The organism is Chitinophaga agrisoli (assembly GCF_008386695.1).
GTDB lineage: Bacteria > Bacteroidota > Bacteroidia > Chitinophagales > Chitinophagaceae > Chitinophaga > Chitinophaga agrisoli.
This window is the reverse complement of the sequence record NZ_VUOC01000002.1, coordinates 790,976-806,840: the sequence shown is the minus strand read 5'-3', so window position 1 is coordinate 806,840 and position 15,865 is coordinate 790,976. Positions and strand designations below refer to the sequence as shown.

Here is a 15,865-nt window from a genome sequence, read left to right as displayed (position 1 = left end):
TTTTTGATTGCTATTTACCGTTTTATCCAAAAAAACAGGCCGGAGCATATGGGCCCGGCCTGTTTTAATTGTACGGCTATTATTATGCGCCTACGGCGGTTTTTATTGGTTTAACATGTCTGGCGGTTATAAAGGTGGCCATCTTCGGGATCAGGTTTCCCAGGCAAATACCGATGTTAAAGGCGGCGGTAAAATTCTGCGCTTCTGTTTTTACATTGCCTTTTGCATCCTTGCCATCTACATCGTCATCAAAATGTCCCACCCTGTCCGTAATGCCGGAGATAAATACAAAAGGCGCATCGCATAACAGGCGTATCACGCCATGGGTGGTTTCTACAGAGCCTACGGGCAATTTGTTGCCGGTAGCGGCCAGCACTTTTAACCCGGTCTGGTCAGAGGTGGCATAATCAGCATAGTTGGTAATGTTCACTACGCTTACGCCGATATTATCCTTATCAGACATTACCTGGATATTGGCAGAGGGGTTAAGGTATGGCTTCAACAACCGGGCCTCTATCGCCTGCACCGTAGTGGTATCCAGGAGTGCGAAAAAGTCTGCCGGAATGCTGGAGGGCAGCACTTTCTCAAAATGGGCGGGATCGTCCCATTTGCTTTCAGGATTCTCTCCATTGGGATGGAAATTATGGATAAAGATATTGCTGCCCATGCTAACGCAGCCGTTATTATTGCCATTGTCAAGTCCCAGCGCGGCGGTTCCCAGCGCCACTACCAGGTCTGGCGCTTCCTGCCGGTAACGCAGGATCTTGGGCAGGCATTCATGTTTGCCCTGGGAGCTGGAGGCGTTCCACTGGCTATCCATAATATCCTGTATGCACCAAAGCTCTATCGTGACCTGCTGGAAAGAGTCCCAGACGGCGCGCGGTTGGGCCGTACCAGCCCGATAGGTCCAGGGATAATTTAATACAGTTGGGTCAGGGAGCGTCTGCGGACGCATCCTGCTGTTCAGCAGGGCATTCAGGATAGGTTCAACTTCCCAGGATTTGTTGCCGATCAAGACAATCCTTTTCATAATCAAAAATTTGTAGGTGATTGAATAGAGTGAAAAATATACGGAATGAGATGGGTGGCGGTGAGGATAGGTGTATCATGTGTGATGAGAAAAATGGTTTTCTTGAGGTGATGACAGGTAATAGCAGAGTAATAACAATAGATGGGCAAATAAGGTTCAAAAAAAATTACCAGCTGGGGTGGCTGATGAGGGGCTTTAACAAGAGGGGGGCTTAGGAGCTATAAGGGGGAGATTTCAGTCAACCGGGTAAGGGATACCCGTTGCGCAAAAATATCCCGCTCATAGCCTGTATTGGTTTAGTGCTTTCCTTTTTTGGTGGCGGCCTGTTGTTCATGCGGCAGTGGTGACGCCGTAGCCTTCCGCTGATTGGCTTTTTCTTCCGTAGTGATCTCTCCGCGGCTGTAAAACTCCTTTATCATGCTCCCATCTTCATCCCACATGCGCCATTCGCCATGTTTTACGGAATTACCTTTGCGTACTACTTCCACGCGGGATTCTTCCTGTGTAACAGGATCAATGACCGTTACTGTGTCTACCTCGCCTTCAATATCCATTGCCAGCATACTACCTGCCGCGCTGAGTTTGCCATTGGGATAGTAGTATTTGCAGGGGCCGTCCAGTACGCCGTTATGGAAGGTTTCTTCGGCAATAAGATCGCCGATCTCGTTAGATTTTTTCCAAACGCCTTCTTTACGGTCATTTTTATAAGCGCCTTCCCAGGTATAACCAGGCTCGCCGCGCAGGGGCGCTACCTGTTCAACCCAGGGGCCCTGTTTGCGTTGCTTGGCGTCGCGTTTATTGGTTTGGGCCTGTACCAGTTGGGCCGCGCCAATGATGAGTATGAACAGAATGATCTTTTTCACAGGTTTTTAGGTTTATGGTTGAATAATATCCAGTCGCAAAGTAACAATTTAGGCCAGTTAAACAAAGCGCCGGCTACCTGCGGCTGACAAGCATTTAGTTATCCTGTTCTGATGGATCGCCATTCCGGAGGGCGGCCTCCCACCCAATGATGGCGTTTTTACGTACGCTGCCCCAGTGATATTGCCCAATCTCTCCGCTGGATTTGATAACCCGGTGACAGGGTATAAGAAAGGCTACCGGGTTATTACCCACGGTAGTGCCCACCGCCCTGGAAGCGCCTGCAAACCCCGCGTCCTGGGCCAGCTTGCCATAGGTAGTTAAGCCGCCGGCGGGCACTTTTAATAAGGCTTCCCATACTTTGATCTGGAAATCAGTTCCCTTAAGATGCAGCTTTATCTCATCCAGCCGGTTCCAGTCCTGGGTAAAGATGAATAGGGCATTTTGCTGGATAGCATCCACCAGCTGACTATAGGACGCATTAGGGAACTGGCTTTTTAGCTGTGCCAGCGCCTTTTCTTCTCCCTCATCCACAAAAGCCATATGACAGATGCCTTTGTTGGTAGAGGCCACAATGGCTTTGCCAAAAGGCGTATCTGCAAAGGAGTAGTTGATATGCAGGGCCAGGCCGCCGTTTTTATATTCGCCAGGGGTCATGCCTTCCACCTTTATGAACAGATCATGCAGCCTGCCCGTGCCGGAAAGACCGGTTTCAAAAGCGGTATCAAACAGGCTGGCGCCGGTGCTTTTTAGTATATCCTTGGCATGTTCCACGCTCAGGTATTGCAGGAACTGTTTAGGCGTTACGCCTGCCCAGCGCTGGAACATCCGCTGAAAATGGAATGGGCTCAGGTGCACATGTTGCGCCACATCTTCCAGCTTAGGCTGCGATTTGAAATTATCCCGGAAAAACTCAATGGCTTCCGCGATCCTGTTATAATCGAGTTCCTGTTGCGTTTGCATATTTCGCTGGTTTATTTTGCTGTACGCCAGTATACAAATTTACTATAGTCTGTTGCGGTGGGCAACCCGTTTCTTGCGCTCAGGGGATGATAGCCATCTGGGGAATATAACCGGCTTTAAAGGCGTTTATAACGGATCTGGGAGTTAGCACGGTGACATGACTGCCGGCCGGCAGATGGGCCGTTTTTTCATATCCAAAAGGCGTCCATTGATGGAGGGATTGACCATATACCAGTTGGGCGTTGCCGTTGAGCAGGATCATAGCGCCATCCGGCAGCTCATCCGCGGCTGTTGTAAACGTGATCTTCGACCTGTCACGCCCTATCCGCTCCGTATGCAATAGCTTGTCTACTTCCTGGATGGAGGTACGATCATTGAATCCATATTCCGGGTTGCCTTTTAACCAATGGGCTTTAAACCGGTTGTGATCCTGCCTGCGGCACTCAAAACAAGGCCGGTGGCCTGCAGCAAATGCCGTTGCTTCATCCAGGAAAAAGAGCTCTGTATAACGATGCGGCATCATTACCTGCCGCTTCCTGCCATTAAAGGATAGCTTACACGTGATCCAGGCCTTTAACAGGAAGGGGCGGAGAATGGTCTTACGCTCATCGTGCAGGATGCCGCGGTTGCCCATCCATGCGCCACGCGCAGGCGTGTATATAATGTTTCCCCAGGGATCAATCCTGTTTTGCAGCATCGTTTGTAGTTTATCAGAAAAGTACGGGTTGTGTGTCTGGCACTTCATACACCAGCAGCTTCCTTTTTAGTGCGGTTCCCCAGTGATAACCATGGAAACTTCCATCCGTGCGGATCACCCGGTGGCAAGGCACCAGGTAGGCAACCGGGTTAGCGCCTACGGCGGAGCCTATGGCCCTTGCATCCTGCCGGTTCCCTGTGAGCGCCATATAAGTGGTAAGGCCGCCAAAGGGAATGCGCAGCAGCTTATGCCAGATCTCCAGCTGGAAAGCGGTGCCTTTCAGATGCAGGTGTAACAAAAGCCGCAGGGCAGGATCATTCATCAGCCGTAAGGCATCTTCCTGTAGGGGAGAACTGGCTTCCACCATTGGATTGTCTGGAAACCTGCGCTGAAAACCGGCCAGCGTGTTTGCACGGTCATCATTGGTAAAGCCTATAAAACAAACCCCTTTGCTGGTAGATGCTAACAGCGCTTCTCCAAATATAGTATAGCTGAAACTCCATGCGATGGCGGCCACGTTATCTTCCGTTGTCCATTCCGCTACGCTAAAAGAAGTAGCCGCGGTATCCAGTTGCGTGTTTTTAATGCGCTGCTTCAAAACATCTTTCCGCACCAGGTGGCCGGAGTTGGCAGCTGTAAGATGCTCAAATGAAATGTGTTGCGTTTGCATAAATGGTGATTTAAGATACAAAATTACCGCCGTTCAAAAAGGCCCCCAACCCGTTTCTTGCTGGGGAAGCACATGGATTTTTCGCGTATTATGGCTATTTTAAGAGAAAGAAACCAAAAGCATTGCCTATGCAGGACAGATCTTCGCAACGCCGCACGTTTTTAAAACAGCTTACGTTGAGTGGTATTGGAGTAGGGTTGGGCCCGTTGACATTACAGGCAGCCAGTCCGGCTGAATCTGGAGAAACTGCAGAAAGAGCTGATAAATCCCCACTTAATGCCCGCGCATACAATAGCGCTTATCTCCATGAATACAATAACAGGATCGCTTTTCCGCTGGGCGGTATTGGTACCGGCATGTTTTGCGTAGAAGGCACAGGAAGTATCTCACACATGTCTATACGGCATGTGCCGGATGTTTTTCATGAACCCGCTATGTTTGCCGCCATAAGTATGAAAGATGGCGGCGTTGCCAGGGTGATAGAAGGCCCGGTGCCGGAGTGGAAAAAGTTTGGGCAACATGACGCTGGTCTGGGGGGCCGCGGAGGCGCTACCTGGGGGCTGCCGAGATTTGAGACAGCCAGGTTTGAGGCCCGGTTTCCTTTCTGTGAGCTGCAGATGGAAGATAAAGCATTGCCCATCGTAGCCAGCCTGAAGGCCTGGAACCCCTTTATACCAACAGATGCGGATAACTCCGGTTTACCCGTGGCGGGATTGGAGTATAGTTTCGAAAACCGCTCCGGTAAGCCTATAGAAGCCGTGTTCTCTTATCATGCCCGCAATTTTATGCAACAGGAAGGGGCGCGCAATAGTATCACCGGTATGGCTGATGGATTTGTGTTAAACACCGGCGGCGCCCAGGGTTCGCCGCATAAAGATGGGTACTTTGCCATCTTTACAGACGATCCCTCCACGGAGGTTGATCATTGCTGGTTCAGGGGCGATTGGTTTGATCCGCTTTCTATGGTATGGAACACCGTTAGCGCAGGGAAGATCAGGACGCATAGCGAAATAAGTGAAAGTGCTCCGGGCGCGTCGTTATACGTGCCGCTGCGCCTGAACGCCGGGGAAAAGAAAACGGTGCGCCTGATGATGGCATGGTATGTACCGCACTCCAATTTACGGATAGGGGAATTTGAGCCGCAGGACGAAAGCGACACAACACCGGCCCGTTTTTACCGGCCCTGGTATGCCGCGCGGTTTAAGCATATTGGCGATGTGGCTGACTTTTGGAGAAAAGATTATGAAGACCTGCGGCAGAAATCAATGTTATTTAGCGATGCTTTTTATAACTCCACACTGCCGCCCGAAGTACTGGAAGCGGTGGCCGCCAATCTAACCATCTTAAAATCCGCCACTGTTATGCGGCAGTATGACGGCCGTTTCTGGGCCTGGGAAGGTTGTGGCGATAGCTGGGGCAGCTGTCACGGCTCCTGCACCCATGTATGGAACTATGCCCAGGCACTGCCCCACCTGTTCCCTGCGCTGGAAAGAAGCCTACGTGACACGGAGTTTAACGAAAATCAAAATGAAGCGGGCCACCAGGTATTCCGCGCCAATATGCCTATCACTAAAGCGCGGCACACATTCCATGCGGCTGCCGATGGACAGATGGGCGGTATCATGAAAATGTACCGCGACTGGCGCATCAGCGGGGATACGGCCTGGCTGCGCGCTAAGTTCCTGGCGGTGAAGAAGAGTATGGATTATTGTATCAAGACCTGGGACCCTACCCATGAAGGCGTTATTAAAGAACCGCATCATAATACTTATGATATAGAATTCTGGGGCGCTACCGGCATGTGCACCAGTTTTTACCTGGGCGCGCTCACCGCTTTTATTGCCATGGCAAAAGCCTTGGGAGAAAGAACAGCAGACTATGAACCGCTGTATGCAAAGGGGAGGAGCTACCTGGAAAACGAGTTATTCAACGGAGAATATTTTATACAGAAGATCCAGTGGACGGGCCTGCAGTCGCCAGACCCAACCAAGGCGCAATCATTTCAAACCAGGTATTCGCCGGAAGCGCTCGAACTCCTGCAGCAGGAAGGCCCCAAATACCAGTATGGTACGGGTTGTTTATCTGATGGTATCCTGGGCGCCTGGATAGCCAGGGTATGCGGGTTGAATGATATCATCGATGAGGAAAAAGCCACCAGCCATCTGCGGGCTGTACACAAGTATAATTTCCGGGAAGACCTTTCCGCCCATGCCAATCCACAGCGTCCTACTTATGCGCTGGGTAAAGAAGCCGGCTTATTGCTTTGCTCCTGGCCGCAAGGTGGCAAACTGTCCCTGCCGTTTGTATATAGCAATGAAGTATGGACAGGAATTGAATACCAGGTGGCATCCCACCTGATCTTTATGGGCGAGGTAAAGAAGGGGCTGGACCTAGTAAAGGCCTGCCGCAACAGGTACGATGGTAAGGTGCGTAACCCTTTTAATGAATATGAGTGCGGGCATTGGTATGCCAGGGCTATGTCCAGCTATGGGCTTTTACAGGCGCTTACCGGCGTGCGTTATGACGCCGTGGAGAAAACGCTTTATATAGAGCCGAGGATTGGCGATTTCACCACCTTCCTGTCTACTCAGGATGGTTTTGGTAATGTTTCCTACCAAAATGGCAAAGTCACTTACAATGCGGTGTACGGCAAATTCGATATCCGGTATATCCAACTGGGGCCTGGTACAAGAAGGATCTAAGCGTTATGCCTTCTTGAGCGGGAGGGCCTGTTTTTTCCGGTCAGAAAGCTCCGTTGGCGCTATGCCATACTTTTTCTTAAATGCAAATGAAAAATGCGACAGGTTTTCAAAGCCCAGGTCCAGGTAGATCTCTGAAGGTTTTGCCCCTTTTTTATCCAGCAGGAAATAGGCTTCCTGCAACCGCCTTTGCGTGAGCCAGCGATTAGGGGTATCCGAAAATATGGCTGCAAAATCCCTTTTGAAAACAGACAGGCTGCGGCCGGTGAGGTAAGCAAAACGTTCCAGGTGTACATTAAACTTATAGTTCCGGTTCATGTACGCCTCCAGGTCCAGCTTCTCCGGCTCCCTGAAGTCGAATAATATGCCGGCCAGCTCCGAGTTGTGCTGCAACAGGATCATGAGCAGCTCCTCCCGTTTTACATTCAGAAAAGGATCGCCGATCCGGTTGTTTTCATTGTTGTAATAAGGCGTTAACGACTGTATAAAATGAGGGACCAGTTCGTTTTTTTGCAAAGGGATAAAGGGCGCTTTGGGCGATGGGGCAGGCGGAACGATCTTATACCGTTCCATATAACCTTTCAGGAATGCCTGGTCAAAGACCACTACTACTTTTTCAAACGCGCCTTTATCTGTATGTTTATTGTAGCGGGCCAGCTGATTCTTGCAGGCCAGCACGTAATCACCTGCTTTCATCACATATTTCCGGTGACCATCATAGCCCTCAATTTTGCCTTTTGCCAGGTACAGGAAGAAATGTTCCGGGATAAATTGCTCCGGTGAGATCTCTGGTCCCACATAACAGGTGGTAATGGCATTCGCTTTCATGGCTGTGTGCTCCATCGCAGTGGATTATTGGTTATCTACCCTCATTTTCCGTAGGTAAACTTACGGATTTTACCGCTCCCCATTTCACCAGGCTTTCCGCTGAGGCTAGTACCGCCTCCTCATTGCTGCGGGGGCGCCAGCCCAGCACACGCTTTGCTTTTTCGTTACTGGCGTTGCGGTAGATACCAATAAGCGGCAACATGGCTTTTGCCTGTGGATTGAATAGTGCGGCTATACGTACTACCCAGCGCGGTAACTTTTTAGTGGAGGTGTTTTGCGTGGCATCAGGCAGCTTTTCTTTCAGCAGGCGGGCTATCTCGAGCAAAGACATAGTGCCTCCCGCCAGTGCCAGGAAACGCTGTCCTTTGGCCTCCGGCGCCGTCATGGCCCGCAGGTGGAGCTCCGCAACATCCCGTACATCCACAATACCCAGGGTAATATCAGGCAGGGCCTTCATAGTACCGTCCATTACCTTTTGCAGCAAGCCAAACCCACTGGATAGTACCGGGCTTAAGGAGGGGCCAAATATGCCCATTGGGTTGATCACCGTCAGCTCCATGGCGCCGCCTTCTTTTTTAATAAAATCCCAGGCAGCCTCCTCCGCCAATACTTTTGATTTATTATAGGCAGATAGTCCTTTTTCATTCGGGTTGGTCCAGCTTTCTTCCGTGATGAGCGTGGTTCTGTCTGTATGGCTGTAGCCCACCGCGCCAAAATTGGAGGTCATCACCACCCGTTGTACCCCGGCATTCCTGGCTGCTTTTAATACCCGCAGCGTTCCGTCTACCGCCGGGCGTATCATATCGTCTTCATGTTTGGGCAAATGCAGATGGATGGGCGATGCTATGTGCAGCACATAGGTACAGCCCTGTGTGGCCACTTCCCAGTTGGCGTCCTGCGTAAGGTCTGCTACCGTAAAGGAGAGGTTTTCAATGGACGTGAGGCCGCCTGTTTTCAGCATGCTGATCACCTCATCTTTTTTGCTCAGCGAACGGATGGTGGTCCTTACCTGGTAACCTTGCTGCAACAGTTGTAATATGCAGTGAATACCCACGAAGCCCGTTCCGCCGGTTACTAATACTGTTTTCCCTGTATTTGGATGGTTCATTTTTTGCTGTTTGATACAGGTGCAAATTAGCGCGTAAATGGTATTGGCTGTTTTGTTGAAACGTCCGGATTTACTTTGTTAAAACGTTACAGGCTCCGGGTTCATTACCCGGAGCCTGTAGCCTAATATTTTATGATAGTATTGTTAAAGGGAGCTGCGCCTGATCAGTTCCGTGGGCAGTACTTCATGTACCAGTTCTCTCGATAGCACCGCCCTGGCGGCACGTTTGCCCATTTCAGAGAAGCTAACGGAATAAGTGGTAATGCCATTGCCTACGATCTTTTTAACCGGTTCGTCATTATGGGACAGGATGCCGATATCTTTACCAGGTATTATCTGCTGGGTATTACAGTCTGTTAAAAGATCCCACAATTCAGCGTTCTCATTTACATAGTATACCACACCCTTTTTCACGGAGCCGCGCGCATACTCGCGCAGCACCTTGCCTTTGATACCGTGTTTTTGCGTGAATTGCTGAAAAGAGCGCACGATCTCCGGCGGGAACAGGGAATCAGGATTGTGGAAAAAGACCATCTGATCAAACTTTTTGATCTCATGCAGCAGCTGTTCAAATACGGTGTAGGAAGAGCGTTCAAACTCCTGCACCACATAATTGAACTCCCCGTCCAGCGGTTCGTAGCGGTCAACCATCAGCAGCTTATGCCGCGGAATGGCATTCAGGAGCGCTTTGGTGCGCGGATGGTGGATAGGCGATATCACATACATGCCATAGCGGTTCCTCATCAGCGAAAGCATGGTCTCAAATACCTCAATGTTGCCGTGATGGAAGAATACATCCAGGTGCACATTAGCGCCCAGCTCATTGCGGAAATTGCGGTAGAACTGTTCCTGGAAGGTATCAATGGTGTACATGAGCAACGCCACTTTGAGCGACTGCCTTGTATTATCATCCGCCACAAAATACCCTAAGCGGTTCTTGGATTCAATAAGGCCACGGCTCTGTAGCTCACGGTAGCCTTTTACCACCGTTTCCCGGGCATATCCCAGCCCGGAGATCATCACATTCACAGACGGGAGGGCATCGCCTACACCGATGATCTTTTCATTGATAGCGTTGATGATACCTTCTACCAGCCGCTCGTGCTTGGAATAAGAAGGCATCTCGTCCAGCTCCCGTATTTTTTCAAAGATAGTATCCATCACATGTATTTAAACCCGCTATTCAACGGCATTCAGTTCCAGTATACGACTGTGTAATTTGGTAGCGGTGAACACATCCAGCCCCACTTGCATCAGGTAATCGCCGGAATAGACCTTATCGTTAAATGCTTCCGCTGGTTTGTCGCCAGGCATCAGATTGATCTCCCGCACCCGGTATTTCTTTGCGGGGTCCAGGCCCTGGCACTGCAGGGGATAAAGGATTTCCGCATAACGGGGATAGATATCATAGGCATACAAAACGGCCTGCTTTTGTGTTTCGCTTACATACATAAGTGCCGTATGGTTGCCTTCATAAGGTGACAGCAAACGGTATTGATCCCCGTTATAGCTGATGTTCTTTATGCGGTTGTAGGTAGCCACGGCAGATTGGCAGAAGGTCTGCTCTTTCGGGCGTAGTTCCTTCACGTTGATATCAAAACCCAGCCTGTAGGGCATAGCTGCATCCACGCGGAACTTGATGCTGGCGTCATGGTTCCAGCTGGTCACGTGCGCGGCTACCGCTTTGGCAGGAAAGAACTGGGAATATCCCCATTGAATGAACAGGCGCTCTACCGGGTCTGTATTATCACTGGGCCAGAACTCTGTAAAGTAACGCAGGCCTTCATAGTCTGTACGGCCGCCACCACCGGAACATAACATCATGGGCAGGTTAGGATATTTTGCCTTGATGCGGTCCAGCACCTTGTATAAACCCCGTACATAATCCACATACAGGTTGTTCTGCCGGTCTTTAAGATAAGGGGAATAGATATTGGTGATGGGACTGTTGCAATCCCATTTCATATAGGCCAGTTGCGGATTTTCCGTCATCAGGTGATCCACTACGTTAAAGACGTGCTCCTGCACCGCCGGGTTGCTGAGGTCCAGCACAAGCTGATTGCGGTAGTAGTAACGCTCCCTGTTGGGCAGCATGATCACCCAGTCCGGATGTTTTTCGAACAGCTCACTTTTCGGATTCACCATCTCAGGCTCTATCCAGATGCCAAACTTTACGCCTGCCTGCGTAGCTGCTTTTACCAGTGCGGGCACGCCATTGGGTAGTTTGCTGCTGGTCACCTGCCAGTCACCCAGTCCCTGGGTATCGCTATGGCGGGGATATTTGTTGCCAAACCAGCCATCATCCAGCAGGAACATGTCTACGCCCAGGTATTTTGCTTCTTCCATCAGGGAGTCCAGCTTAGGCTCGTTAAAATCAAAACCGGTAGATTCCCAGTTGTTCAGCAGGGTAAGGCGGTCGCCGTGGCCATCTTTTAACTGGAAATCACGCGCCCAGCGTTGCAGATCGCGGCTGCCTTTGCCGGTGCCCTGGTTGCTCAGGGTAAAGATAAAGGCCGGTGTGGTGAACACCTTACCCGGATCCAGCGCATAATCAGATGCTTCCGGGTTGATACCGGAGATCACCCGCAGGTTATGTTCGTTATCTACTTCAAACGTAAAGCGGAAATTGCCCGTCCAGGCCAGGGTCCCCATCAGCACCTGTCCTTCGTTTTCATGCGGCGTATCACCCAATCCTACCGTAAAGAAAGGAGATACATGCAGGTCTGCCCTGGAGCCCAGTTTGGAGTCGATGATCTTTTTGCCAAAGTTCAGGGGAGCAGTGCTCATATTCACTTCCCTGGCCCAGTCGCCGCTGAATTCCGTAAGGAAATACTGCGCGCGTTTCCAGTATAACATAGACGAAGCGTAGCGGCTGATGTTCACTGCCCGCTTTTCGTTGTGGCTGATCTCTGTCCAGGATTTGATGATATTATCTTTTGCAAAGGCCTGGTAGTACAGTTTTACCTGTATCGGGTACAGCGCGTCTTTCAAGGTGATGGCCGTTTCGGTAACATCACCGGTCTGTTTTACGGTATGTGAAACATATTGGAGCACCGTTGCTATATTGCCGTCGTTATGCTGAATGGCGAAGGCCGGTTCAAAAAACGTTTCTGTACCGGATACCGGGTAGGCTTCCCATGCTTGCTCGTTACTATGGGATTTCATGGAGCTGGTCAACAAGGCGTAGTCGCCCTGGTCCTTCAGGCGGGGTCCCAGGTAAAGCTGAAACAGGCGCCCGTTCTGTGCTGTTTGCAGAACAAGCTCCGTTTCGTTGGTGGATATACGGATAGTTTCTGATCTGACTGCCGTATGGGCTATAACAACCAGGAAAACTAAAATGGATACGATCTTTTTCCTCATGAGTACAATTTATAGGTCTGCTTATTTACTGCTGATTTGTAAGAAACGGACATCTTTGGCCGGTATGCTGATGGTCTGCGTAGCATCTACATCGGTATGGGACCAAAGGTCGCGCACGCGGTAATGCCTGGCCGGATCAAGTCCCAGTCTTTCCAGGTTCAGCGGCAGGCTGCGTTCATTCTCTGTGTAGTTGAAAACGGCATAGTAGGTATTGCCATGCGTATCCGTAAGCACAAACTGGTCTTCAGAATGCTCGCCTGTTCCTTCTACCGGGCGGTAGCTGCGGCCCATGGCAGCGGCATTTACCTCGGCATTGGTCAGGAACTGTTTTGCTTTTGCCTTGCCTTCTTCACTGCCTTCTTTACTAAAATCATCACCGGTGATAAACAGGCCGGTGATTGCTGCGGATGTTACACGGGCGCGGTTTTCACCTTCCGTTGCCTTTTGCAGCACTACATGGTCCGCATCATTGAACTGGTAGATGTTGGTGATCCACCAGCCATAGGAAACAGCATTTAAGGTGTATTCGGTATCTTTTATCTTATTCCAGGCATCGCAGGCAATGCGGCGGGACTGGGCATATTGTGCGGGGAAAATAGGCGCAATGGAGAGGTTGATGTACATATCGCCAAAGTACTTGTCCAGCAGCTGCATACCATAGTTATAAGCGGCTATGCCGGACTTTACCTGGGGATTGTACCATTTATCTGCATTAATAGCGCCATGCGCCATAAAGTCCACTTTTACATACTGGAAACCACAGCGGTGAAAAAGTGCGGACACTTTTTGCATACGCTGTTCAATGGCAGGGTGGGTGGGGTCTATCGCATACGCGCCGTCCAGGTCTTGTGGCTGGCCGTTGGCGTACAGGTACACGTCCTTAAATTTATAATCTGGCGCTTCTTTGATGGTCCTGTCGGGATGTTTGCCCCAGTCAGTGAACGGCGTCCAGTAAATACCGGCCATTTGTCCGTTAGCCTTGCAATGCCGTACAAACTCCTTCAGTTGCTCTTCGGTAAATTTATCCCAGCCAGAGTCCAGGCCAATTACCAGTTCACCGTCGCCATTTACAAAATGTGCCGGCTGCAGGTTTTCTTTGAAGAAATCAGAGACTTCCAGCGCTTTCTCGTAGTTGATCTTGAACTCTAATACGCCCCAGCTGTTCCAGCCCATAGGCTTGGCTTTTTTCCAGGGCCTGCGTGGTGCGATGGTGGCATTGGCTACGCCATAGGCGTCCATACCAGTACGCCAGTCGCTGAATACGCCCAGCATTACCTTCGGCGATTTAATAAGATGTCCTTCACGGGCGCCATGGGGCAGCAGATCACGGGTGGTGGAATCTGCCGCACCGCCGTAGCAGGTGAGTGCGTATCCGTTCCCATTATCAGCCTTGTTCATGATCACGGCAGACTTCCAAAAGTCATGCTCCACAGAGCCTACGACCAGCCCCTTACGGGTACTGCCATCAAAAACAGCGGTGGTTTCGTAGCTGGTGAGCGTATTAAAATCCAGTGGATGGGATTGAAAGCGTATCCATTTATCGTTATCAAAAGGCACAAAGAGGGCACGATTGTCTCCTTTGCCCAGCGCAGGCGTCATATCTACAATATTAACCGGGGCCATATAATTGGAGGCGATGCTGCCGGAAGACGCGGTAAGCGTGAAATCGGTGAGCAGGTAATCTTTTCCCGGGTATTGATAGAATGACTGCACCAGGGTAGGCAGCTTTTCATCCCGGTAGGTGACCTGTAACAGCTTGCCTTTGCCAAAGGCGTCGGTAACGGATTTTACCGCCAGCGTACCGCCGGCATAATCCTTTGTGGTGATCAATTGCCCGTTCCATTTATAGGAGGCAAACAATTGCAGGTCCACATTACCTGACGGCCTGGTGAGGTGCAGGGTCTTTCCGGTCTTGTCATATACAATTTTCCAGTCGCCCGGCGTAGCTGCGTGCGCTACGTGCAGGAACAAAAGCATAGCTACCGCTATCATAAGATGCGGGACAAATCTTACTCTCTTCATCATAGTAATTATAAAAATAGGTCCGCTGCGGTAACACAGCGGACCTGTTTATTTTAAGTACCGGCTAGTGATAGCCAGGGTTTTGATCCTCAGGGTTGATGTCCGGATTCTGTTTGATCTCCGTGTCGGGGATGGGGAAGAGCGTGTTGAATTGCTGTATAGAGCCGTTTTGTTTGGCCCATTTGTTACGGGCTTTTACCAGCTCTACATATTTGCCGGTACGGATCAGGTCTATACGGCGCCAGTCTTCTGCAAACAGCTCGCGTATGCGCTCATCCATGATGGCGGTACGGAAAGCGTCCTGCGACATAGCTACCCATGCTTTGTCAGCCGGCAGTGTGCCACCCCAGGCACGGGTGCGCACTTCATTTACTACGTTCACGGCAGCACCTACGCGGTTTAATTCATTGAGACATTCAGCATAGCAAAGTTTGATATCGCCCAGGCGGAGCACCGGTATATTCTTACCAGAGTTCCACATGTTATTGATCTTATTATCCGTGTGCTTGTCTGTGCGGAAGTCCTCATATTTTTTCACGTGCGGCAGCAGCTCGTCATAATCATTGCCCAGGTCCTCCCAAAGGATGGGATCCAGGGTAGGCACCTGGCCATAATAGGTGAAATCATAGCGGATGGCTTGGTCCTTGCGCAGGTCACCGGCTTCCCATACGCCGCCATTCTCAACGGTAGAGTAGGCGTATTGGGTAGGTACGATCTTATCATAACCGGAATAGTAACAGCCGTCGCCACCAATTGCTTGTACGGCGCGGGATCCTATCTGGAACTGTATTTTGTTGTTATTCGGATATACATTGCTGAACTGGAATTCCAGGATGGCCTCTTTGGTATTGGGTTTATTATAGTCCCAGAGGTCCTGGTAAGGCACCAGGGTATAATCGCCCATCATTTTTTCAAAGCAGGTGGCGGCTTTCTGGAAATCACGCAGGCCGGTAGCTACGGGTGCGGACATATAAGCCTTGCCTAACATTGCCCAGGCAGCGCCGGAAGTAGCACGGCCCGGATCGTTGGTCTTGGGACAGTTATCAGCAGCGCGTTGCAGGTCTTCAATGATGAATGTCCATACATCCTTCAGCGGCTGGCGGCCGCTACCCAGTTGGTCTGCACGGGCCGGATCTGCGATGGGAATCTCGCCCCAGTACATGGCCAGTTGAAAATCCACGAAACCACGGATAAAGGATGCTTCGCCCAGCAACTTAGCTTCGCGGGAGCCCGGTGTAACGGTGGTGGCGCTCATGCCTCTTACGATCTTGGCCGCTTCCGTTACTATAGGCCAGCGGATATTCCACTGGTTGGTGATATGGTTCTGGGTGGAGTTCAGGTTGCCATCAAAACGGTCCAGGCCACCTTTACTGGGATCGCTCTTCATCTGAAATGCGCCCTGTTGTGTTTCATCCGTGCCCATCATCATGATCAGGCCCTGTTCATCTGTACGGACAGCCTTCCAGTTAGAGTAAATGCCTTTAAGGCTCGTTTCTATCAGTTCCGGGTCAGAGAATACCTGATCCTGATCAAGTTTTGTTACACTTGGTTCGTCCAGGAACTTACTGCAGGAAGCGGATAATATTATACATCCGGCTACTACTGCAAATTTTATCGTGCGTATCAT

Annotated in this window: 12 protein-coding genes; 1 reads left to right on the top strand and 11 read right to left on the bottom strand. The window is 50.5% G+C overall.

The window, feature by feature from the left end; genetic code table 11:
* Nucleotides 1-82: 82 nt before the first annotated feature.
* The 5 genes from F0L74_RS10615 to F0L74_RS10595 form a co-directional block, all read right to left on the bottom strand.
* On the bottom strand, nt 83-1,030 hold the full coding sequence (locus F0L74_RS10615; RefSeq protein ID WP_149837841.1) for a hypothetical protein: 948 nt from the start codon (nt 1,028-1,030) through the stop codon (nt 83-85).
* Nucleotides 1,031-1,326: 296 nt separating this feature from the next.
* On the bottom strand, nt 1,327-1,893 hold the full coding sequence (locus F0L74_RS10610; protein ID WP_149837840.1) for a toxin-antitoxin system YwqK family antitoxin: 567 nt from the start codon (nt 1,891-1,893) through the stop codon (nt 1,327-1,329).
* A 94-nt stretch (nt 1,894-1,987) separates the two neighbouring features.
* Nucleotides 1,988-2,854 (bottom strand): methylated-DNA--[protein]-cysteine S-methyltransferase, encoded by an 867-nt coding sequence (locus tag F0L74_RS10605; protein WP_149837839.1) that lies wholly within the window; start codon nt 2,852-2,854, stop codon nt 1,988-1,990.
* A 79-nt stretch (nt 2,855-2,933) separates the two neighbouring features.
* Nucleotides 2,934-3,551 (bottom strand): hypothetical protein, encoded by a 618-nt coding sequence (locus F0L74_RS10600; protein WP_149837838.1) that lies wholly within the window; start codon nt 3,549-3,551, stop codon nt 2,934-2,936.
* 13 nt (nt 3,552-3,564) lie between these two features.
* Nucleotides 3,565-4,221, bottom strand: a complete 657-nt coding sequence (locus tag F0L74_RS10595; RefSeq protein WP_149837837.1) for a methylated-DNA--[protein]-cysteine S-methyltransferase — start codon at nt 4,219-4,221, stop codon at nt 3,565-3,567.
* Between the two features lie 128 nt (nt 4,222-4,349).
* On the opposite strand from F0L74_RS10595, the gene F0L74_RS10590 reads away from it, so the two are divergent.
* Nucleotides 4,350-6,923, top strand: a complete 2,574-nt coding sequence (locus F0L74_RS10590; protein WP_149837836.1) for a GH116 family glycosyl hydrolase — start codon at nt 4,350-4,352, stop codon at nt 6,921-6,923.
* A gap of 3 nt (nt 6,924-6,926) precedes the next feature.
* Here F0L74_RS10590 and F0L74_RS10585 read toward each other — a convergent pair whose 3' ends face one another.
* The 6 genes from F0L74_RS10585 to F0L74_RS10560 form a co-directional block, all read right to left on the bottom strand.
* Nucleotides 6,927-7,763 carry a helix-turn-helix domain-containing protein gene (locus tag F0L74_RS10585; protein ID WP_246197674.1) on the bottom strand — a complete coding sequence of 279 codons (837 nt, stop codon included), beginning with the start codon at nt 7,761-7,763 and terminating at the stop codon, nt 6,927-6,929.
* A gap of 16 nt (nt 7,764-7,779) precedes the next feature.
* Complete coding sequence (locus F0L74_RS10580) at nt 7,780-8,856, bottom strand: SDR family oxidoreductase (RefSeq protein WP_149837835.1); 1,077 nt, start codon at nt 8,854-8,856, stop codon at nt 7,780-7,782.
* Between the two features lie 144 nt (nt 8,857-9,000).
* Nucleotides 9,001-10,017: a GntR family transcriptional regulator gene (locus F0L74_RS10575; protein WP_149837834.1), complete on the bottom strand. Its 1,017-nt coding sequence runs from the start codon at nt 10,015-10,017 to the stop codon at nt 9,001-9,003.
* Between the two features lie 18 nt (nt 10,018-10,035).
* Nucleotides 10,036-12,216, bottom strand: coding sequence for an alpha-galactosidase (locus tag F0L74_RS10570; RefSeq protein ID WP_149837833.1), 2,181 nt, complete (start codon nt 12,214-12,216; stop codon nt 10,036-10,038).
* 21 nt (nt 12,217-12,237) lie between these two features.
* Complete coding sequence (locus F0L74_RS10565) at nt 12,238-14,241, bottom strand: alpha-galactosidase (protein ID WP_246197673.1); 2,004 nt, start codon at nt 14,239-14,241, stop codon at nt 12,238-12,240.
* A 61-nt stretch (nt 14,242-14,302) separates the two neighbouring features.
* Nucleotides 14,303-15,865: a RagB/SusD family nutrient uptake outer membrane protein gene (locus tag F0L74_RS10560; protein WP_149837832.1), complete on the bottom strand. Its 1,563-nt coding sequence runs from the start codon at nt 15,863-15,865 to the stop codon at nt 14,303-14,305.